Here is a 17,668-nt window from a genome sequence, read left to right on the forward strand (position 1 = left end):
GTTCGGGTGTCCGGGTCAGCGGCCGGGGCCGCCGGCCGCGGCTCCGCCTGGCTGGCCCGTCGCTCCCGGCCCGCCCGTCGCGGGCGGCGAGGAGGACGAGGTCTCGCTCGGCCGGCCGGAGGTGGACAGGGTCGGCAGCGGCAGCGAGGGCTCCGTCGGAGGGGCGGACGAGGTCGCCGGCGGGGAGGTCACCGCGCTCGTCTCCTCCTCGGGCTCCTCCTCTTCCTCCTCCCGGGTCGCGGACGTCGTCGGCGAGGGGGGCGGCGAGGTGGGGGCCGAGGACGAGGCGGTGGGCGAGGGCTTGGTCTTCACGGGCGCGTTGACGTCCAGGTCGAACCTGGCGCTCGCGTCGGCCCCGAGGGCTCCGGTGGTGTACGCCTTCCAGATCTCGGCCGGGATCGCGCCGCCGTTGACCCGGCCCTCGCTGATGGTGTCGGTGAGGGTGACCTGGCTGGTGCCGTCGGGCCGCTCGCCGAACAGGGCCACGGCCGTGACCAGCTTGGGCGTGTAGCCGACGTACCACGCCGACTTGTTGTTCTCCGAGGTGCCGGTCTTGCCCGCGGCCTGGTAGGCGCCCGCGGCGGCCATGCCCGAGCCCTCCTGGACGACGCCCTCCAGGGAGCGGGTCACGGTGTCCGCGGTGCCCCGGCTGATGGCCTCGTCGGAGGCGGGATCCTTCAGCTCCGCCTCACGGACCTCGTGCTCCGCGGACTTCACGATGGTCGGCGTGATCAGCTTCCCGTGGTTGGCGAAGGTCGCGTACACCCCGGCCATGTCCCAGGTGGAGGCGTTCATCGTGCCGAGCGACATGGCGGGCTGGGCGGGCCAGCCCGCGCCGTCGCGCATGCCCATCGCGAGCGCGGTCTTCTTGGTCTCCGCCGGGCCCGCGTCCACGATCATCTGCGCGTAGACGGAGTTGACCGAGTTGTTGGTCGCCTCCTGGACGGTGATCTCGCCGTGGTCCTTGTCGTTGATGTTCTCGGGCGCGAAGGCGATGTCGCTGCCCTCGACCGGGCGCTTGCTGTCGCCGTTGTAGAGGGTCTCCAGACCGATCGGCAGCTCGTCCTGGGTCAGCGACTCGTTCTCCAGCGCGGTGGCGAGCACCACGGGCTTGAAGGTCGAGGCGGGCTGGTAGTCGCGGCGGGTGGCGTTGGAGAGCCAGTGCTCGGTCGCGCCGACGCCGCCGTAGAGGGCGAGGACCTCGCCGGTCTCGGGGTGCACCGAGGTCGCGCCCGCCTGGACGGTGGCGTGCTTCTTGTTGCCCTTGCGGTCGAGCTTGCTCTCCAGCTCGCCCTTGACCGCCCGCTCCAGCGTCTGCTGGCGCTTCTTGTCGACGTTGAGGGTGATCGTCCAGCCGCCGGCCTTGATGTCCTTCTCGCCGATGCCCTGGCGCGCCAGCTCGGCGTTGGCCGCCTCCACCAGATAGCCGACCTGGCCCTCCATGCCGGGGGCGGCCTGCGGGGCCTTGGGCACCGCGAACTTCTGCGCGTCGCGCACGGAGTCCTCCAGCCAGCCCTCCTCGACCATGTTGTTCAGGGCGTAGGCCCAGCGCTCCTTGGCCAGGGCCTTGCCGTTCTCCGTGGCGATGGCCCAGTCGTACTGGTTGGGAGCCTGGAGCAGGGCCGCGAGATACGCGCCCTGGGAGAGGGTCAGCTTCTCGGCGTCGACGCGGTAGTACGCCTGGGCCGCGGCCTGGATGCCGTAGGCCCCGCGGCCGTAGTAGCTGGTGTTGATGTACCCGGCGAGGATCTCTTCCTTGCTCTTCTCGTCGTCGACCTTGAGCGAGATGACCAGTTCCTTGAGCTTGCGGCTCACCGTCTGGTCCTGGTTCAGGTAGTAGTTCTTGACGTACTGCTGGGTGATGGTCGAGCCACCCTGCTTGCCCTTGCCGGTGACGGTGTTCAGCAGACCGCGCGCGGTGCCCTTGAGGTCGACCCCGTGGTCCTTGAAGAAGGACTTGTTCTCGGCGGCGACGAAGGCGTCCTGGACGTCCTTGGGTATCTTCTCCAGGCCGATGATCTCGCGGTTGCGCTCACCGGTGCGGGCGAGGATCGAGCCGTCCCGGTACTTGTAGACATTGCTCTGCAGCTCGGCCTCGGCGTTGGCCTTCGGCACCGGGACCATCACATAGACGGCGTAGAACGCGCCCATGGCGAGCAGGCAGATCCCGAGGAATGTGCCCAGGACCTTCTTCCAGGTGAAGAAGCGCCGTATGCCCTTGGGCTTGCCGGCCCGTCTGGTCTCCCGCGCCCCGCGCTCCCGCGCCTTCCGCGCCTCAGCTCGGCCCATCGCTCGTTCCGCTCCGCTCTTCGCTTCTTCGGTCTCGTCCACAGGTGCCGTACCGCCGCCGTGATCTTCTCTGCCCGCCGTCGGCACCCCGCTCCACCGAATACCCCGCGCGCATGAGCAGCTCAGAAAACTAGCACCGGCCGCTACGACAAAGGTCGACCGATCCGGACTTTCCCGACGTGACAATCAGCACCTCGTTCCCTGGAACCGACTCACGAGAGGTGCACAAGGTTGCGAGAAGGATTAATGTGTAATCACATTGCTAGCACTTGGCACCACACGGAAGACGGGGGAACGGCATGGCCGACACAGGCGCAGGCACAGGCACAGGCATTGACACCGGCACCACGGCGGACAGCGGCACGGCGCGGACGGCGACGCCCCGCGTCAGGGAGTTCGCGGCCCACAGCATCGGCGGCGGGCTCGCCCTGCTGCTCGGGCTGGTCGGCCTCGCCGCGGGCATCGTGCTCGTCGTCGCCGGCGCGGCGGCGTCCGCGGCCGGGCTGAAGGTCGGCCTGATCGTCGCCGGTGTGGCCGTCGGCCTCGCCGCGGTCTTCGCGATGGGCGGGCTCAACATGGTCGCCCCCGGCGAGGCCCGGGTCGTCCAGCTCTTCGGCCGCTACCGGGGCACCATACGGACCGACGGTCTGCGCTGGGTCAACCCGCTGACCTCCCGCGAGAAGATCTCCACCCGGGTGCGCAACCACGAGACCGCCGTGCTCAAGGTCAACGACGCCTACGGCAATCCGATCGAGCTGGCCGCCGTCGTGGTGTGGCGGGTCGAGGACACCGCGCAGGCGCTCTTCGAGGTCGACGACTTCATGGAGTTCGTCTCCAGCCAGACCGAGGCCGCCGTCCGGCACATCGCGATCGAGTACCCGTACGACGCGCACGAGGAGGACGCCCTCTCGCTGCGGGACAACGCCGAAGAGGTCACCGAGACGCTCGCGACCGAGCTGCGCGCCCGGGTCGAGGCGGCGGGCGTGCACATCATCGAGTCCCGCTTCACCCACCTCGCGTACGCCCCGGAGATCGCCTCCGCGATGCTCCAGCGCCAGCAGGCCGGGGCGGTCGTCGCGGCCCGGCGGCTGATCGTCGACGGCGCGGTGGGCATGGTCGAGGAGGCCATCGACCGCATCACCGAACGGGACATCGTGGAGCTGGACACCGAGCGCAAGGCCGCGATGGTCTCCAATCTGATGGTGGTGCTCTGCGGCGACCGCTCCGCGCAGCCGGTCCTCAACACGGGCACGCTCTACCAGTGACCCCGCCCCCCGAGCGCAAACAGGTACTGCTGAGGCTGGACCCGGCGGTGTACGAGGCGCTGGCCCGGTGGGCGTCGGACGAACTGCGCAGCGCCAACGCGCAGATCGAGTTCCTGCTGCGGAAGGCGCTGGCCGACGCCGGACGGCTGCCCGGCGCCGCCGCCCCCATCCGCCGGCGCGGGCGACCGCCCAAACCGCCCGAGAAGTGAGCGGCGGGGACCTGTGTCACGGTGTCGCACGGGTCCCCTCGGTCGTCTGTGTGCGCGCTATACACACCCCGTACAGTGCTGGGCATGTCCATCGGCCACACCCTCCTCGCGCTTCTGGAGTCCGGTCCGCGCCACGGTTACGACCTCAAGCGCGCCTTCGACGAGAAGTTCGGTCACGACCGGCCGCTCCACTACGGCCAGGTCTACTCGACCATGTCCCGGCTCCTGAAGAACGGCCTGGTCGCCGTGGACGGCGTCGAGGCAGGCGGCGGTCCCGAGCGCAAGCGCTACGCCATCACCGAGGCCGGTGTCACCGATGTCTCGCAGTGGCTCGCCCAGCCGGAGAAGCCCGAGCCCTATCTCCAGTCGACCCTGTACACCAAGGTCGTCCTCGCGCTGCTCACCGGCCGCAGCGCCGCCGAGCTGCTGGATCTCCAGCGCACCGAGCATCTGCGGCTGATGCGGATCCTCACCGACCGCAAGCGCCAGGGCGACCTCGCCGACCAGCTCATCTGCGATCACGCGCTCTTCCATCTGGAGGCGGATCTGCGCTGGCTGGAGCTGACCTCGGCCAGGCTCTCCCGGCTGGCCTCGGAGATCGGCGCGGCCGGCCGACCGGGGCCGGACGACCCGAAGAAGGCAGGCGCATGATCCCCGCGGGCTCGCTCCTCGTCGCCGAGGACCTGCACAAGGCCTACGGCCGCACCACCGCGCTCGACGGGGCCTGCTTCTCCATCCACCCCGGCGAGGTCGTCGCCGTGATGGGCTCCTCGGGCTCCGGCAAGTCGACCCTGCTGCACTGCCTCGCCGGAATCGTCCCGCCCGACTCCGGGACGCTCCGCTACGACGGGCACGACCTCGTCGCCATGACGGACGCCCGGCGCAGCGCGCTGCGGCGGACCGAGTTCGGCTTCGTCTTCCAGTTCGGCCAGCTCGTGCCCGAGCTGACCTGCACGGAGAATGTGGCGCTGCCGCTGCGGCTGGCGGGGGTGCGGCGCAGGGCCGCCGAGCTGACCGCGCTCCAGTGGCTGGAGCGGCTGGAGGTCGAGGACATCGGCCATCAGCGCCCCAGCGAGGTCTCCGGCGGACAGGGCCAGCGGGTCGCGGTCGCCCGCGCGCTGGTCACCTCGCCCCGGGTGGTCTTCGCCGACGAGCCCACCGGGGCCCTGGACACCTACAGCGGCGAGCGGGTGATGCAGCTGCTGACGGACGCCGCCCGCACCTCCAACGCCGCCGTGGTGCTGGTCACCCACGAGCCCCGGGTGGCCGCCTACTCGGACCGCGAGATCGTGGTGCGCGACGGACGGACCCGGGATGTGGACCACACCGTATGACCCTGCTGAACGAGGCCGACGCGATCACTCCTCCGGTACGGGAGGAACTCGGCCCGATCCGGTCACGGCTGCGGGACATCGGGCTCGGGATCCGCTTCGGCGCGTTCGGCGGCCGTGAGGGCTGGATCCGCAACGCGCTGACCGCCACCGGGGTCGGGCTCGGGGTCGCGCTGCTGCTCATGGCCGCCTCGCTGCCGCAGATCATGAGCGCCCGCGAGGACCGGATGCACGCCCGGACCCAGAACTGGGAGACGCCGACCGAGCGGATAGAGCGCTCCGACTCGACGGTGGTGTGGCTGAACGTCTCCACCGAGTACCGCGACAGCGTCATCGGCGGACGGCTGCTGCGGGCGGACGGCGACCGGCCCGCGCTGCCGCCGGGGGTGGACCGGATGCCGGGCCCCGGCGAGATGCTCGTCTCCCCCGCGCTGGCCGACCTCCTCGCCTCGCCCGACGGCAGCTCGCTGGCCGGCGGCCGGCTCGATTACCGGGTGATCGGCGTCATCGGGGAGGCCGGTCTGATCGACCCCGGGGAGCGCTTCTTCTACGCGGGCAGCTCGACCCTGACCGCGGAGAGCGGCGGCCAGCGGAGCGACGGCTACGGCCGCAGCAGAATGGCGATGGGGCCGGTCGACCCCATGCTCACCGCCCTGGCGACCCTCATCTCCGTGGTGCTGCTGGCCCCGGTCGCCGTCTTCATCGGCACCAGCGTCCGGTTCTGCGGCGACCGCCGGGACTCCAGACTCGCCGCCCTCCGGCTGATCGGGGCCGACTCCAGGACCATCCGCCGGATCGCCGTCGGCGAGTCGCTGTTCGGCTCCGCGCTGGGGCTGGCCGTCGGCGTCGCGACCTTCGCGACGGCCCGGCTCTTCGCCGGTTCGGTACGGATCTGGGGGCTGAGCGCCTTCCCCTCGGACGTGGTCCCGGTGCCCGCGCTGGGCGGGCTGATCCTGCTCGCCGTTCCGGTGGTGTCCGTCGTCGTCACCCTGATCACGCTGCGCTCGGTGCTGATCGAGCCGCTCGGCGTCGTCCGCAGATCGGCTCCGCGCCGGCGGCGGCTGTGGTGGCGGCTGGTGCTGCCGTCGGCGGGGGTGCTGGTGCTGCTGACGGCGGAACGCACCGTCACCCCGGGGTACACGACGGGGATCGTCCATCCGCTGCCGCTGGCGGGCGGCGCGATCCTGGTGCTCCTCGGGGTCACCGCGCTCTTCCCCTGGGTGGTCGACGCGGTGGTGTCCCGGCTGCGGGGCGGCCCCGTCTCCTGGCAGCTGGCGGTGCGCGGGCTCCAGCTCCGGGGCGGTTCGGCCGGGCGCGCGGTGAGCGGGATCCTGGTCGCGGTGGCCGGGGCCATAGCCCTTCAGATGGTCTTCGCGGGCATGCACGACGCCTCCCGGCGGAGCGCGGGCGGTCCGATGTGGAGCAGGGTGGACATATCCGCCGGGTATCCGAGCAGCGAACTCGCCGCCCGGATGAACCACGAGCTGAGCAGGACGCCGGGGGTCAGCAAGGCGATCGGCTTCATCCGCTCCTGGGTCCGGCCCTCGACCCGCCCCGCCGACCAGGCCCCGGACTCGCCCCCGGAGCACTGGCCCGCGGCCTCGCTGGTGGTCGCCGACTGCCCGGTGCTGCGGAAGCTGGCCGGGATCGGCTCCTGCGCCGACGGCGACACCTTCATCGTCAACAACAGCTGGAGCCAGTCCGAGACGGATTGGCTCGAACGGGCCGCCCGCGACGGCGAGCGGCTGACGCTGTCGGGCGGCAGACCCGAGACCGGGGCCGGAGCCGGGGCCGAGCCGGACGTCTGGCGGCTCCCTTCCGGCACCCGGACCGTGAAGGCTCCCCCGGGGGACGGTGTGAGCTGGGAGTACGAGGGGATCTACGCGACCCCCGGCGCGCTCGACCCCGCCCGGCTCACCGAGGGCGCGACCACCGCGCTGGTCACCTCGGACGAGAACGTCCCCCACGCGCACGACCACATCCGCGACACGGCCTCCCGGCTCGATCCCCTGCTCCAGGTGTGGACGGTCCGGATGCCCGAGCGGGACCAGAAGTACGCCAGCATCCACAACGGGCTCCTGGCGGGCGCGACCGGCACGATGGCGCTGATCGCGGTCTCGATGCTGGTCTCCCAGATCGAGCAGTTGCGGGAGCGCCGCCGGCTGCTGCCGGTGCTGGTGGCGTTCGGCACCCGGCGCTCCACGCTGGCCCGGTCGCTGCTGTGGCAGACCGCGCTGCCGGTGGCGCTGGGGACCGTGGTCGCGGTGGCGGGCGGGCTGGTGCTCGGTGTGGTGATGCTGAGGCTGACGGGCAAGCCGATGGTGGACTGGTGGATGTTCCTGCCGGTGTCGGCGACGGCGGTGGGGGTGATTCTGCTGGTGACGGTGTTGAGCCTGCCGGCGCTGTGGCGGATGATGCGGCCGGACGGGCTGCGTACGGAGTGAGCGGTACGCCCTGCCTCGCCGCTCAGTCCGGGACGCGGACCGGCAGCGGGCGCAGGGAGGTCCGCAGCGCGGCGGCGAACTCCTCGAACTCGTCCTGGCGGGCGGCCCCGGTGCGCATCGCCAGCGCGATCCGGCGGGCGGGGGCGGGGTCGGCGAAGTACGCCGTCTGAAGCCCTCCCCGGCCCGTCTCCACCTCGACGGCGATACGCGGCAGCAGGGTCACCCCGAGCCCGCCGGCCACCAGCTGGACCAGGGTGGAGAGCCCGGCGGCGGTGGTGGTGACGGGGGTGTCCTCCCCGCGCCCGGCCTCCCGGCAGACGTCGAGCGCCTGGTCACGGAGGCAGTGCCCCTCGTCGAGCAGCAGCAGCGGCAGCTCCCGCAGGGCCTCGCGGGGCAGATCCTCCCGCCCGCCGAGCCAGTGGTCCTGCGGGGTGACCAGGACGAAGTCCTCGTCGAACAGCGGCAGCTCGGTGACCCCGGGGACCCCGAGCGGGACCGCGAGCAGCAGCAGATCCAGCCGCCCGCCGGTCAGCCCCTCCAGCAGGGAGGAGGTCTGCTCCTCGTGCACCTGGAGATCGAGGTCCGGGTAGGCGCTGTGCACCAGCCGCAGCACATTCGGCAGCAGATAGGGCGCGACGGTGGGGATCACCCCGAGCCTCAGCACGCCGGTGAAGGGGGCGCGGACCGCCTCCGCCTCCTCCATCAGCGCGCCGACGGCTTCGAGGACGGCCTTGGCGCGGACCGCGAGCCGCTCCCCGGCCGGGGAGAGCAGCACCTTGCGGGTGGTGCGCTCCAGCAGCTGTACGCCGAGGACCTCCTCCAGTGCGGAGACGGCCCCGGAGAGCGCGGGCTGGCTCATGCCGATCGCGGCGGCGGCGTCCCGGAAGTGCAGATGCTCGGCGACGGCCGCGAAGGCGCGCAGCTGGGCGACGCTGGGCTGTTTGCCCCGGGCGACCCCGCTCATTGATAGCCTCCTCCGATCAAGAATCCTTCTTCTCATCGTAGGCTCTCGTCGGCTCCCGTCGACGGACGAGCGGGATCGCGGGGGCGCATATGGGTGGGTCCGGGGCCGGGGAGCCGTCGGCGGAGGTGATCCGCGCGGGGGACGAGAGCGCCTTCGCCGAGCTGGCCGAGCGGTACCGCCATGAGCTGCGGGTCCATCTGTACCGGATGCTGGGCTCCTTCACCGAGGCCGAGGACCTGGTGCAGGAGACCCTGCTGAGGGCCTGGCGCAAGCGCGCGGACTTCGCGGGCCGGTCGACGTTCCGCGCCTGGCTGTACGGCATCGCCACCCACGCCGCCCTGGACGTACTGGCGGCCCCCGCCCGCCGCCGCGAGGTGACGTCCGCCCTCGACGCCTCCGGCAGCCCCGCCCGCTCGGCCGTGGCCGAGGTGACCTGGCTGGAGCCCTACCCGGACGAGCTGCTGGACCTCGCGGCCCCCGCCGACGGCGGACCGGAGGCCGCCGCCATCGCCCGGGAGACGATCGAGCTGGCGTTCCTCGCCGCGATCCAGCACCTCCCGCCCCGGCAGCGCGCGGTGCTGATCCTCCGCGACGTGGTCGGCGCACCCGCCCCGGAGACCGCCGAGACCCTCCGTATGAGCGTCGCGTCCGTGAAGAGCGCCCTCCAGCGCGCCCGCGCGACCCTCCGCGAACAGCTGCCCCCGCGCCGCGCCGAATGGGGCGCGGCGACCACCCCCAGCGATTCCGAACGGGCCCTGCTGCGGCGCTATGTCGCCGCCTCCCGGCGGGCCGACCTCTCCGCCCTCTCCGAGCTGCTCCGCGAGGACGCCCGGCAGACCATGCCCCCGGCCCATCTCGTCTTCGAGGGCCGCGCCGCGATCCTGGACCTGTGGCGTCCGGTCCTGGCGGGCGAGAACGCCTGGGGCGACTGGCGCTCGGTCCCGCTGACCCTGAACCGGATGCCCGCCGTGGCCAACCATGTCCGCCGCCCCGGCGAGCACTCCTTCTCCCCCGTCAACATCGACGTCCTCCGCGTCGAGGACGGCCTGATCGCCGAGATCACCACCTTCGGCCCGGAGCTGCTCCCCCGTTTCGGCCAGGGACTCCCCGGGTGACGCGGGTCCCGTGACGCAGGTCCTGTGACGCGCACCACACTCCCGTACCGATTCCTTCTCCCGGCCCCACCCGTCACATGAACGCCGCCGCACCCCGCGCCGGCATTCCGGCCCCGGCGAAAGGCCCGCCCCCATGTCCCATCCCCGCCCCGACGCCTCCCTCCAGCGCCTCGACCGCCTGACCGGCACCTGGCGCGTGACCGGCGGAGTGGAAGGCACCGTCACCTACCGCTGGCTCGAAGGGGGCTTCTTCCTCCTCCAGGACATCGACATGACGCAGTACGGCCAACGCGTCACCGGCCTCGAAGTCATCGGCCGCGAGAAGCCCTTCGGCTCGGACGAGCCCGGCGAGGACATCAAGTCCCGCTTCTACGACAGCCTCGGCCACACCTTCGACTACGTCTACGAACCCGACGGCGACACCCTCACCATCTGGGGCGGCGAAAAGGGCTCCCCCGCCTACTACCAGGGCGCCTTCAGCCCCGACGGCGACACCCTGGCCGGCTCCTGGGTCTACCCGGGCGGCGGCGGCTACGAGTCCGTGATGACCCGAATTCGCTAGACATCGCACGGGAAGGGCGTGACAGCATCCCCGTCATGCCCTTCCCGTGCGAGGTCGTGCGCCGGTTCACGGGCCGGGCCGAGAAGGAGATCCGCGCCACGGTCCCCGAGGCCGACCTCCCCGACCTCCCCGACGTCCTCTCCGCCGCCTTCGGCCGCGATCCCGACGGCGGTACGGGAACCTCCGGCCGAACCCGCCGAGTTCATCCGACATGACGAGCACGGCGTGGCAGGTCATCGCCGGCTTGTGCGCCTTGGGCGCGGCCCTGTTCCTCCTCGACCGCCTTCTGTTGCGGGCGGAAGCGCGCGGCTGGATCTACTGGCGCAAACGCAAAAAGCATGACCTCCGCCGGCACGGAGCTCTTCCAGGAGATCACCCCTGGCGCCCAGGCCCAGAAACACGCCCTCGAACAGGAACGCGTCCGCAAAAACGTCCGCCCCGCCGAGGAACCCCCCTTCCACGTCGACCTCGACGCGAACCTCGTCCGCATCCGCCGCCCCGGGCGGGAGGGGCGAGGGCATGCGTCGCACAGGGGCGAGTGACCGACGCACGCCCGGAACCCTTCCCACAGCTATACATCGAGCGTATACATCATGTGTATAGTCCTGGGGCATGGCTTCTGTGACCGCATCCCGTCGCGACTCCCCCGTCATCGTCCTGGCCGCGACCGGCACCTTCGGACTGCTGCTCGGCTGGGCGACGTACGGCCTGCACGGGACGACACCCGTGTTGGATCGGCTGACCAACTCGACGTCCACCTGGATCATCTGGACCGCCGCGGCCGGTGCGCTGATCCGCGGCCGGCGGCTCGCCGTCTGGGGCGGGGCGTTGATGATGCTCGCCACCTGCGGCGGTTACTACGCGGCGTCCGCCCTCGGAGGCACTTTCGGGAGCGGAGCGCTCGGAACCGCCGCCGTGTGGTCGGTGGCGGGGCTGATCGGAGGGCCCCTGCTGGGATGGGCGGGGTGGACCGTACGACGAGGGCGGGGCGACCTGCGGCCGGTGGCCGGGGCGGTTGTCGCGATGGTGGTGCTGGGCGAGGGGGGCTGGCTGGGGCTGGGGCTTCGCTACTGGGGAGAAGCGGTCGCCTTCCTGACCGCCGGCGTGCTGCTCACCGCTCTCCTGACCGTCTATCTGGCACGCACCGGGGCACGCCGGTACTGGCTGTGCGCCGCGCTCGCTCCCGTGGGCGGTCTCGCCTTCTACCTCGCCGAGAAGGCCATCCTCAACGGTCTGCTCACATCGGTATGACCCTGCCTCCACCACCGGCGGAACAGGTCACCCGCCCGGCCCCACGCCCCGTACTCGACGGGCAGGTCCCGCCACGGGACGCCGGTGCGGACCCGGAACCGCATACCGTCGATCAGCTGCCGCCTGGCCCGCATCGGAGGCAGTCCGGACTTCTCGCCCTTCGGCAACAGCGTTCCCAGCAGCGCCCATTGCGCATCCGCCAGATCTCCACGTGCCACGAAACGAGATCGCCTCCCGCTCAGGATCCACTTTCGATACACGTCCCAGCGCCCTCTACCCTGCCCCCCATGACACCCGCCGACCTCGCCCTCGTGACCACCACCACCGCCACCGAGCCCCAGGCCCGCGCCCTCGCCGACGCCGCCATCACCGAACACCTCGCCGCCTGCGCCCAGCTCCACCCCGTCTCCTCGGTCTACCGCTGGGAGGGGAAGATCCAGCACGACCAGGAATGGCGCATCGACTTCAAGACGCGCGGCTCACTGGTGCCGTCCTTGACCGCCTTCATCCTCGACCACCACGACTACGACACCCCCGAGGTCATCGCCGTCCCGGTGACAGGAGGGTCGGCGGCCTACCTGGAGTGGGCGGCGGCGGAGACCCGGGTCATGTGAGGTACACCTTCTGCCACTCGACCGAGGTCATCCCGAGAGCCGCATCCGCGAGGGCCCGAGCCGAAGGCGTCTTCAGCCCGGCGAGACTGCTCGGTGCCGTCCGACATTCCTGATGCCTTCCGGTCGTCACATGCGGTTCTCGCGTAGAACGTAGTGCAGCATGCCGAGTTCGCGCCTTGAATCCGGTCCGACAACACAGGAGGAACAGATGGCTCAGCTGCTGCGAGTCCAGAACTTCAACGTATCGAGCGACGGGATCGGTGCCGGTGAGGACCAGACCCTGGAGAGACCGTTCGGCCATGTCGAGCCCGAGAGGCTGTTCGCCTGGGCCGGTGCCACCGCCAGCTGGCCCATGCGCACCGACCCCGGGGGCAGCCGGGGCCTGGACGACCACTTCACGCGGGACTACGGCCGCAACATCGGTGCCGAGATCATGGGCCGCAACAAATTCGGCCCCCAGCGCGGGCCCTGGCTCAACCACGAGTGGCAGGGCTGGTGGGGTGACGAGCCCCCGTTCCACACCCCGGTGTTCGTCCTGACCCACCACCAGCGTCCCTCGATCACGCTCTCCGACACCACCTTCCACTTCGTCGACGCCGACCCTGCCACCGTCCTCGAACAGGCCCGCGAGGCCGCACAGGGCAAGGACATCCGCCTCGGCGGCGGAGCCACCACCATCCGGGAGTTCCTCGACGCCGACCTCGTCGACACTCTCCACGTGGCCGTCTCCCCCATCAAGCTCGGCTCCGGGGTCCGGCTCTGGGAGTCCCCCGACGAGCTGCTCGACCGCTTCCACCTGGATGTCGTCCCCAGCCCCAGCGGAGTGACACACCACCTGTTCTGGCGAAAGTGACCCACCCCCGGGGCCGCCGCCCGGACCCGTGACCACCCGCCCCACCCGGATCACCCCCGGCGCGCGGCCCCCTCCGGCCACACCACATCCACCGGCACCCCCGCCGCCCTGGCCAGCTCCACCGTGTCCGCCGTCCCGCCCTTCCCGGACGGCGGACCGCCGTCCCACACCGCGACGAGCCGATCCGCCCGCCTGAGCAGCTCTGCGTTGGCCGACTCGTACGCGTCCCGGTTCGCCGACTCGTGCGGCAGCGTCACCACCTCCACGGCCGCGTCGACCAAACGGTCGAAGACCGGGGCATGCGCGGGCTTCACCTTCCTGGCCCGGTAGTCCTGCGACGGGATCACAACGACCAGCCGGCCGCCTGCGGCCACCAGCTCCTCCGCGAAGAGGGAGTCGGAGCCGGCTGCGATGCACGACACGCCCGTGAGGTCGTCGTGTCCGACGAGGAGGTCGCGGAGCGCGGCCCTCACCGCAGGCACGCTTTCGGCGGCCAGGTCCATGTGTCCGGTCACGGCCAGGGTCGTCATATCCACTCCTCAGCTCGACAGTGGAAGGGATCAACAACCGGATGATGTAAGGCCCTTCCGGAGTATCGTTCCCAGTGGATGCCAGGAATGGAGACCAGCATGCCGCAGTGGAGTGACTACACCACCGGGCAGAGGATCAAAGCCTTGAGGGGCGAGGGGATCCTGCAATCCGACCTCGCCGAAATGACCGACCTTTCGTTGCCGACCATCCAACAGGCCGAGCAGGACAAACGTCTGACTCTGCGCACCCTGATGCGGATCGCGGACGCCCTCGGCGTCGATACGTCCGTCATCCTGGGCCAGCAAGCACCGCGCCGCAGCATGCGGATCGCCGACAGAGCGATGCTCCGGGACCTCTCCCGGACTGTCCACGACATCGCAGCCGGAGTGCTGCCGCCCAATGTCGCAAGCCCGGCCATCGAGGAGCTGCGGGAGACCACGGCGAGGTGCTGGGACACCTACTGGCGTGGGGAGTACCTGGAAGCAGGGGCGTTGGCGCAGCCCTTGATAGAGCAAGCTGCGGCGCGTCTCCACGATCAGCCCACCGGCGAACAGGCGGAAGCGTGGGGGCTGCTCGCGGACGCGTATCGGCTCGCTGCTTATGTGGCCAACCTGATCGGCAGCCGAGATCTGGCGTACGCCGCCATCGGCCACGCGCAGCAGGCCGCCGACAGGGCTGGAGACGGTCTTCGGCCGGCACTGGTCCTGTCAGGGCGCTCCTGGGTGTATTTGCGGGACGCCCGCCTGCATGACGCGATGGTCCTGGCGGAGCGGGCTGCGGTCGACATCGAGCCACGGTTCTCGACCGCGACCACGGAACAGCTCGTGGCCTACGGGTCGCATGTGAACTTCGCTGCTGTTGTCGCGTCCCGGTTGGAAAACAAGGACCGAGCGGCTGACTATCTCTCCCAGTCGCACGCCACAGGGGCGCGCATGGGATCGGAGCACCGGTCCCATGGAACCGTCTTCGGACCGGTGACCGCTACTACGCAGGCTGTAGGTATCACGCTCGCTCTGGGCCAGACCGGAAAGGCGCTGGACCTGATCTCGGACATCACTCCGGCGCAGGAGAGCGCTTTGTCGGGCGCGGCACGGAACCGGTACGCCATGGACAAGGCTCTGGCGCAGGCCGACGCGAAGATGTGGGACAAGTCCCTGGAGACGCTGGAAAAGGCTCTGCTCGCAGCGCCGCAGTGGGCACGTCATCAGGCACTGCCATCAGTGATCGTCCAGCGGGTCAGCCAAGGCAGCACGGCAAGGCTGCGCCGTGTCTCCGAGCTGATCGGGGTGGTGCCCGCCCCGGGCGGTTTCCCCCCGGCCAACCGGCGTACCGCCCTCTGACTCGTACGCTGCTTACAGACGAACGCCGTTGAGGCTTGAAGAGTCGCACGCCTCGTACGAGTGGCGAACCTGACGGTTCGTCCAGCCGTACGGGGCGTTTCTTCACGCGCGGGCAGGGCGACGGGATCGTGTTCCTATGACCCCCACAGGACAGCAGCGTGCTCGCCGCCGCCGCCTCGCTGACGCGGCGAGCGGCATACCGCTCCAGCCCGGTTCGGAGACTCTGAGCAGCGGTGTCACCCGGATCCGGGTTGCGCTCTACACCAGCTCGCCCCTCATGATCGCAAGGTTTCACACCTACGCCGAGGCGCGCGACTGGGTGGTCGTGGCCGCTCATGTTGATCCGGCGGATTCCGAAAGCCCAGTTGCCGACCGCCCTATGTGGCCAGCGGTCACCGGGCTGATCTCCGCGCTTCTGATCGACGGCGTCGTCACTGACGACCCGGGCGTGTCCGCCGCTTTGGACCACACCGATGTCTTCGCGGTGTGCCTTCCAGCCGATCGTCATGAATCCCCGGCGGCAGCCACAGCCCCGGTCGACCCACGCGCTCAGGAGCGCAGACATGACGAACGTTAGGCACCCGGCGACCGCCGAGATGCGGGCCACCGTCCCCCCGGCCGGCGGGTGGGCACCCCCCTCGCGGAACCTGCTGACCAGGATGCTCGCCGGGCTGGCCGACATACGGAACCGGCTGCCCATCCCCAGCGGTGAACCCGTACCGCCCGACCCCGTGCCCGCCGAGCCGGAAGTACCACTGGTGAGAATGCCCGCCTCCCCCATGCACCCCGAGCGTCACCGCCGGGTCTACCTCTCAACCGTCCACGCCCCGGGACTCGCTCGCGCCGATACCGCCCGGTACCTCGACACCTGGGGACTCGCCCACGGAGCGGACGACCTGGCCGTCCTCGTCACGGAACTCGTCACCAACTCGGTCACCCACACCGCAACGGAGCAGGTCGGCGTCTCCCTCACCCGCACCGGCCCCTCCACCGTACGGCTCGTGGTCACCGACACCTCACGCGAACTCCCTCCCCCATGCCCGACGGCGGCGGGCGAGTGCGAGGTCCACGGCCGGGGACTGATCCTGGTCGACGCGCTCGCCTCCCGGTGGGGCGCCGAACGGGTCGTCACCGGGAAGCGGGTCTGGGCCGAGCTGGACATCCCGCCGAAGAGCCGCGAGCAGCCCGGACGGCAGGTGCTGTGAGCGGGGTCGCGACCGGGACGTGGAATGGCCGGGACGACCAGGAGTGGAGCACAGGTATGTGCTGGCTCTACTGCCGCATGTCCGAGATACCCGTGCTGCGGCTCGGACCCATCACCGCCGCAGGACTGGAGGCAGGGATGTACGGGTGCGAGATGTGCGTGGCCGAACTGGAGCACATGGTCAAGGACGCCGCGACAGGACGGGACACATGACCGCCGCACCCCACCCGGTCGTCACGCGCCTCGGCGAGGACTTCCTCACGCAGACATACGGACGCACCTACCGATACCTCCCCGGTGACGCGAAGTCCCTCCCCGGGCTCCCCACCTGGGACGACCTGAACGACACCCTCGCCCACCACCAACGCCTCACCTACGGCACCACACTGACCATCGAGTCGTTCGACGAACTCCACCCCGGAACACAAGACCTCGCCGACAGCCTGGAAGCCACCCTCCGCACCCGGATCCGGGTGGACCTGCACGCCTCCTGCACCGCCACCGCCACCCACCCCCGCTGGGACGCCCACGACACCGTAGTCATCCAGGCCGGCGGGATGAAGCGCTGGAAAATCTACCGCCCGACCCTCAACCACCCCACCGCCCGAGACACCGAGGTCCCCCCGCCGTGGGAACCCACCGCCACCCACCTCCTCACCCCCGGAGACCTCCTCTACCTCCCACGCGGCTGGTGGCACGCCCACCCCACACCCCCCGAAGACGGCCAATCCCTCCACCTCACCTGCGCCATCACCCCCACCACCGGAGCCGACCTCATCACCTGGATCACAGAACTCCCCGAAGAACTGCTCCGCAAAGACCTCCCCAGCTTCGGAACGCCCCAGGAAAAACAGCGAACCGTCGACGGACTCCGCGAACTCCTCACCAACGCGCTGACGGACGGGACGCTGATCGACCGCTACCTCCAGCACCAGGACGCCCACGCACCCGTACGCCCCCGCCCCAGCCACCCGTACACAACCAGAATCCCGGCCACCGACCCCGACCTCCACGCACGACTGCTCACCACCCGCCACACCCTCGGCCTCACCCCCGACGGCAAGGCCCGACTGACCGCCGCCGGCCGGACCTGGACCTTCGCCCCCGCAGTACTCCCCCTGCTCGAACTCCTCACCGACCGCGCCGAACACCGGATCAAATACCTCGCCCGCAGCACCGGTCTGACGCGAGGCCAGGTGGCCAAGGTCGTCGAAGAACTCATGGCCGGGGGAATCGTCGCGGTCCGGCGACACCAAGCCGGGGTGGGCTGAGACGCTGGCCGGACCTCCGCTCGGGCAGTGGCACCACGGCCGGTGCCGCCATGCCGTTGTGGTCAAGCGCAACGGTGTTCAGTTCCACGCTTTGAACGCGGCCCCCGCACATCGTGCAGCGCTTACCGCACCACCACCTTCAGGCCTCACATGAGGAGCCTTCATGACCACCTCCGTTGAACAGCCCGCCCTCGCCCGCCCGTGGGGCGTCAGCCGCCTCGCGCCGTACCCGACCACCGTCCACTGCCCGCACACCACGGTCACCGTCGACCCCACCACGCAGCTCGGCGTGTTCCGCGACCACGCCGGACAGGTTGTCGAGATGGGCAAGCACGGCACCAGCAAGGGAACCGAGACCAAGACGAGCACGAACTTGGACTCGACCCCCGACCAGGGGCATGACCAGGACTCGCAGCAGGACTGAT

At 70.7% G+C, this 17,668-nt stretch carries 22 protein-coding genes; 18 read left to right on the forward strand and 4 right to left on the reverse strand.

Annotation, left to right across the window (positions count from 1 at the left end):
- Window positions 1-15 precede the first annotated feature (15 nt).
- On the reverse strand, window positions 16-2,289 hold the full coding sequence (locus ABD371_RS15040) for a transglycosylase domain-containing protein (RefSeq protein ID WP_344476933.1): 2,274 nt from the start codon (window positions 2,287-2,289) through the stop codon (window positions 16-18).
- 299 nt (window positions 2,290-2,588) lie between these two features.
- On the opposite strand from ABD371_RS15040, the gene ABD371_RS15045 reads away from it, so the two are divergent.
- The 5 genes from ABD371_RS15045 (at window position 2,589) to ABD371_RS15065 (ending at window position 7,538) form a co-directional block, all read left to right on the forward strand.
- On the forward strand, window positions 2,589-3,554 hold the full coding sequence (locus tag ABD371_RS15045; protein WP_344476934.1) for an SPFH domain-containing protein: 966 nt from the start codon (window positions 2,589-2,591) through the stop codon (window positions 3,552-3,554).
- Window positions 3,500-3,763, forward strand: coding sequence for a type II toxin-antitoxin system antitoxin (locus tag ABD371_RS15050; protein ID WP_381733146.1), 264 nt, complete (start codon window positions 3,500-3,502; stop codon window positions 3,761-3,763). The genes ABD371_RS15045 and ABD371_RS15050 overlap by 55 nt, the downstream gene beginning before the upstream one ends.
- An 84-nt stretch (window positions 3,764-3,847) precedes the next feature.
- Window positions 3,848-4,414, forward strand: coding sequence for a PadR family transcriptional regulator (locus ABD371_RS15055; RefSeq protein WP_344476938.1), 567 nt, complete (start codon window positions 3,848-3,850; stop codon window positions 4,412-4,414).
- Window positions 4,411-5,097, forward strand: a complete 687-nt coding sequence (locus ABD371_RS15060) for an ABC transporter ATP-binding protein (protein WP_344476940.1) — start codon at window positions 4,411-4,413, stop codon at window positions 5,095-5,097. Before ABD371_RS15055 ends, ABD371_RS15060 begins: the two co-directional genes overlap by 4 nt.
- Window positions 5,094-7,538 (forward strand): ABC transporter permease, encoded by a 2,445-nt coding sequence (locus tag ABD371_RS15065; RefSeq protein ID WP_344476942.1) that lies wholly within the window; start codon window positions 5,094-5,096, stop codon window positions 7,536-7,538. The genes ABD371_RS15060 and ABD371_RS15065 overlap by 4 nt, the downstream gene beginning before the upstream one ends.
- Window positions 7,539-7,560: 22 nt before the next feature.
- Here the strand turns inward: ABD371_RS15065 and ABD371_RS15070 are convergent, their stop codons facing one another.
- Complete coding sequence (locus ABD371_RS15070; protein ID WP_344476944.1) at window positions 7,561-8,502, reverse strand: LysR substrate-binding domain-containing protein; 942 nt, start codon at window positions 8,500-8,502, stop codon at window positions 7,561-7,563.
- Between the two features lie 89 nt (window positions 8,503-8,591).
- Between ABD371_RS15070 and ABD371_RS15075 the strand changes: the two genes are divergently transcribed.
- From ABD371_RS15075 to ABD371_RS15095, 5 genes are all read left to right on the forward strand, one after another.
- Window positions 8,592-9,617: an RNA polymerase subunit sigma-70 gene (locus ABD371_RS15075; protein WP_344476945.1), complete on the forward strand. Its 1,026-nt coding sequence runs from the start codon at window positions 8,592-8,594 to the stop codon at window positions 9,615-9,617.
- Window positions 9,618-9,750: 133 nt separating this feature from the next.
- Window positions 9,751-10,179: a hypothetical protein gene (locus ABD371_RS15080; protein ID WP_344476947.1), complete on the forward strand. Its 429-nt coding sequence runs from the start codon at window positions 9,751-9,753 to the stop codon at window positions 10,177-10,179.
- A 35-nt stretch (window positions 10,180-10,214) separates the two neighbouring features.
- Complete coding sequence (locus tag ABD371_RS15085; protein WP_344476948.1) at window positions 10,215-10,394, forward strand: hypothetical protein; 180 nt, start codon at window positions 10,215-10,217, stop codon at window positions 10,392-10,394.
- A 123-nt stretch (window positions 10,395-10,517) separates the two neighbouring features.
- Window positions 10,518-10,721: a hypothetical protein gene (locus tag ABD371_RS15090; RefSeq protein WP_344476950.1), complete on the forward strand. Its 204-nt coding sequence runs from the start codon at window positions 10,518-10,520 to the stop codon at window positions 10,719-10,721.
- 70 nt (window positions 10,722-10,791) lie between these two features.
- Complete coding sequence (locus tag ABD371_RS15095) at window positions 10,792-11,430, forward strand: DUF6518 family protein (RefSeq protein WP_344476952.1); 639 nt, start codon at window positions 10,792-10,794, stop codon at window positions 11,428-11,430.
- Here ABD371_RS15095 and ABD371_RS15100 read toward each other — a convergent pair.
- Window positions 11,382-11,831, reverse strand: coding sequence for a transposase (locus tag ABD371_RS15100; protein ID WP_344476954.1), 450 nt, complete (start codon window positions 11,829-11,831; stop codon window positions 11,382-11,384). The genes ABD371_RS15095 and ABD371_RS15100 overlap by 49 nt on opposite strands.
- On the opposite strand from ABD371_RS15100, the gene cutA reads away from it, so the two are divergent.
- Window positions 11,718-12,044, forward strand: a complete 327-nt coding sequence (gene cutA, locus ABD371_RS15105) for a divalent-cation tolerance protein CutA (RefSeq protein ID WP_344476956.1) — start codon at window positions 11,718-11,720, stop codon at window positions 12,042-12,044. The two genes, ABD371_RS15100 and cutA, sit on opposite strands and share 114 nt — an antisense overlap.
- 208 nt (window positions 12,045-12,252) lie before the next feature.
- The gene (locus tag ABD371_RS15110; RefSeq protein ID WP_344476958.1) at window positions 12,253-12,897 is read left to right on the forward strand and encodes a dihydrofolate reductase family protein; all 645 of its coding nucleotides are present in this window, start codon (window positions 12,253-12,255) and stop codon (window positions 12,895-12,897) included.
- A gap of 50 nt (window positions 12,898-12,947) precedes the next feature.
- Here the strand turns inward: ABD371_RS15110 and ABD371_RS15115 are convergent, their stop codons facing one another.
- Complete coding sequence (locus ABD371_RS15115) at window positions 12,948-13,427, reverse strand: hypothetical protein (RefSeq protein WP_344476960.1); 480 nt, start codon at window positions 13,425-13,427, stop codon at window positions 12,948-12,950.
- 87 nt (window positions 13,428-13,514) lie between these two features.
- Here ABD371_RS15115 and ABD371_RS15120 point away from each other — a divergent pair, with 87 nt between their 5' ends.
- From ABD371_RS15120 to tgmA, 6 genes are all read left to right on the forward strand, one after another.
- Window positions 13,515-14,768: a helix-turn-helix domain-containing protein gene (locus ABD371_RS15120; RefSeq protein WP_344476962.1), complete on the forward strand. Its 1,254-nt coding sequence runs from the start codon at window positions 13,515-13,517 to the stop codon at window positions 14,766-14,768.
- Between the two features lie 136 nt (window positions 14,769-14,904).
- Window positions 14,905-15,345, forward strand: a complete 441-nt coding sequence (locus ABD371_RS15125) for a hypothetical protein (RefSeq protein WP_344476964.1) — start codon at window positions 14,905-14,907, stop codon at window positions 15,343-15,345.
- Window positions 15,332-15,973, forward strand: coding sequence for an ATP-binding protein (locus ABD371_RS15130; RefSeq protein ID WP_344476966.1), 642 nt, complete (start codon window positions 15,332-15,334; stop codon window positions 15,971-15,973). Before ABD371_RS15125 ends, ABD371_RS15130 begins: the two co-directional genes overlap by 14 nt.
- 77 nt (window positions 15,974-16,050) lie before the next feature.
- Entirely contained in the window at window positions 16,051-16,185 is a 135-nt protein-coding gene (locus tag ABD371_RS15135) for a hypothetical protein (RefSeq protein ID WP_344476968.1), read from the forward strand.
- Window positions 16,182-17,243, forward strand: a complete 1,062-nt coding sequence (locus ABD371_RS15140; protein ID WP_344476970.1) for a JmjC domain-containing protein — start codon at window positions 16,182-16,184, stop codon at window positions 17,241-17,243. Before ABD371_RS15135 ends, ABD371_RS15140 begins: the two co-directional genes overlap by 4 nt.
- Before the next feature lie 163 nt (window positions 17,244-17,406).
- Window positions 17,407-17,667: a putative ATP-grasp-modified RiPP gene (gene tgmA, locus ABD371_RS15145; protein ID WP_344476973.1), complete on the forward strand. Its 261-nt coding sequence runs from the start codon at window positions 17,407-17,409 to the stop codon at window positions 17,665-17,667.
- The last annotated feature ends 1 nt before the right edge of the window (window position 17,668 follow it).

The sequence above is a fragment of the Streptomyces amakusaensis genome, assembly GCF_039532665.1.
Lineage (GTDB): Bacteria > Actinomycetota > Actinomycetes > Streptomycetales > Streptomycetaceae > Streptomyces > Streptomyces amakusaensis.

Excerpts from the sequence above, each read along its gene's own strand:
- ABD371_RS15040 (WP_344476933.1), bottom strand. The coding sequence starts at position 2,289 with ATGGGCCGAGCTGAGGCGCGGAAGGCGCGGGAGCGCGGGGCGCGGGAG.
- ABD371_RS15045 (WP_344476934.1), top strand. The coding sequence starts at position 2,589 with ATGGCCGACACAGGCGCAGGCACAGGCACAGGCATTGACACCGGCACC.
- ABD371_RS15055 (WP_344476938.1), top strand. The coding sequence starts at position 3,848 with ATGTCCATCGGCCACACCCTCCTCGCGCTTCTGGAGTCCGGTCCGCGC.
- ABD371_RS15060 (WP_344476940.1), top strand. The coding sequence starts at position 4,411 with ATGATCCCCGCGGGCTCGCTCCTCGTCGCCGAGGACCTGCACAAGGCC.
- ABD371_RS15065 (WP_344476942.1), top strand. The coding sequence starts at position 5,094 with ATGACCCTGCTGAACGAGGCCGACGCGATCACTCCTCCGGTACGGGAG.
- ABD371_RS15070 (WP_344476944.1), bottom strand. The coding sequence starts at position 8,502 with ATGAGCGGGGTCGCCCGGGGCAAACAGCCCAGCGTCGCCCAGCTGCGC.
- ABD371_RS15075 (WP_344476945.1), top strand. The coding sequence starts at position 8,592 with ATGGGTGGGTCCGGGGCCGGGGAGCCGTCGGCGGAGGTGATCCGCGCG.
- ABD371_RS15080 (WP_344476947.1), top strand. The coding sequence starts at position 9,751 with ATGTCCCATCCCCGCCCCGACGCCTCCCTCCAGCGCCTCGACCGCCTG.
- ABD371_RS15085 (WP_344476948.1), top strand. The coding sequence starts at position 10,215 with ATGCCCTTCCCGTGCGAGGTCGTGCGCCGGTTCACGGGCCGGGCCGAG.
- ABD371_RS15090 (WP_344476950.1), top strand. The coding sequence starts at position 10,518 with ATGACCTCCGCCGGCACGGAGCTCTTCCAGGAGATCACCCCTGGCGCC.
- ABD371_RS15095 (WP_344476952.1), top strand. The coding sequence starts at position 10,792 with ATGGCTTCTGTGACCGCATCCCGTCGCGACTCCCCCGTCATCGTCCTG.
- cutA (WP_344476956.1), top strand. The coding sequence starts at position 11,718 with ATGACACCCGCCGACCTCGCCCTCGTGACCACCACCACCGCCACCGAG.
- ABD371_RS15110 (WP_344476958.1), top strand. The coding sequence starts at position 12,253 with ATGGCTCAGCTGCTGCGAGTCCAGAACTTCAACGTATCGAGCGACGGG.
- ABD371_RS15115 (WP_344476960.1), bottom strand. The coding sequence starts at position 13,427 with ATGACGACCCTGGCCGTGACCGGACACATGGACCTGGCCGCCGAAAGC.
- ABD371_RS15120 (WP_344476962.1), top strand. The coding sequence starts at position 13,515 with ATGGAGACCAGCATGCCGCAGTGGAGTGACTACACCACCGGGCAGAGG.
- ABD371_RS15125 (WP_344476964.1), top strand. The coding sequence starts at position 14,905 with ATGACCCCCACAGGACAGCAGCGTGCTCGCCGCCGCCGCCTCGCTGAC.
- ABD371_RS15130 (WP_344476966.1), top strand. The coding sequence starts at position 15,332 with ATGACGAACGTTAGGCACCCGGCGACCGCCGAGATGCGGGCCACCGTC.
- ABD371_RS15135 (WP_344476968.1), top strand. The coding sequence starts at position 16,051 with ATGTCCGAGATACCCGTGCTGCGGCTCGGACCCATCACCGCCGCAGGA.
- ABD371_RS15140 (WP_344476970.1), top strand. The coding sequence starts at position 16,182 with ATGACCGCCGCACCCCACCCGGTCGTCACGCGCCTCGGCGAGGACTTC.
- tgmA (WP_344476973.1), top strand. The coding sequence starts at position 17,407 with ATGACCACCTCCGTTGAACAGCCCGCCCTCGCCCGCCCGTGGGGCGTC.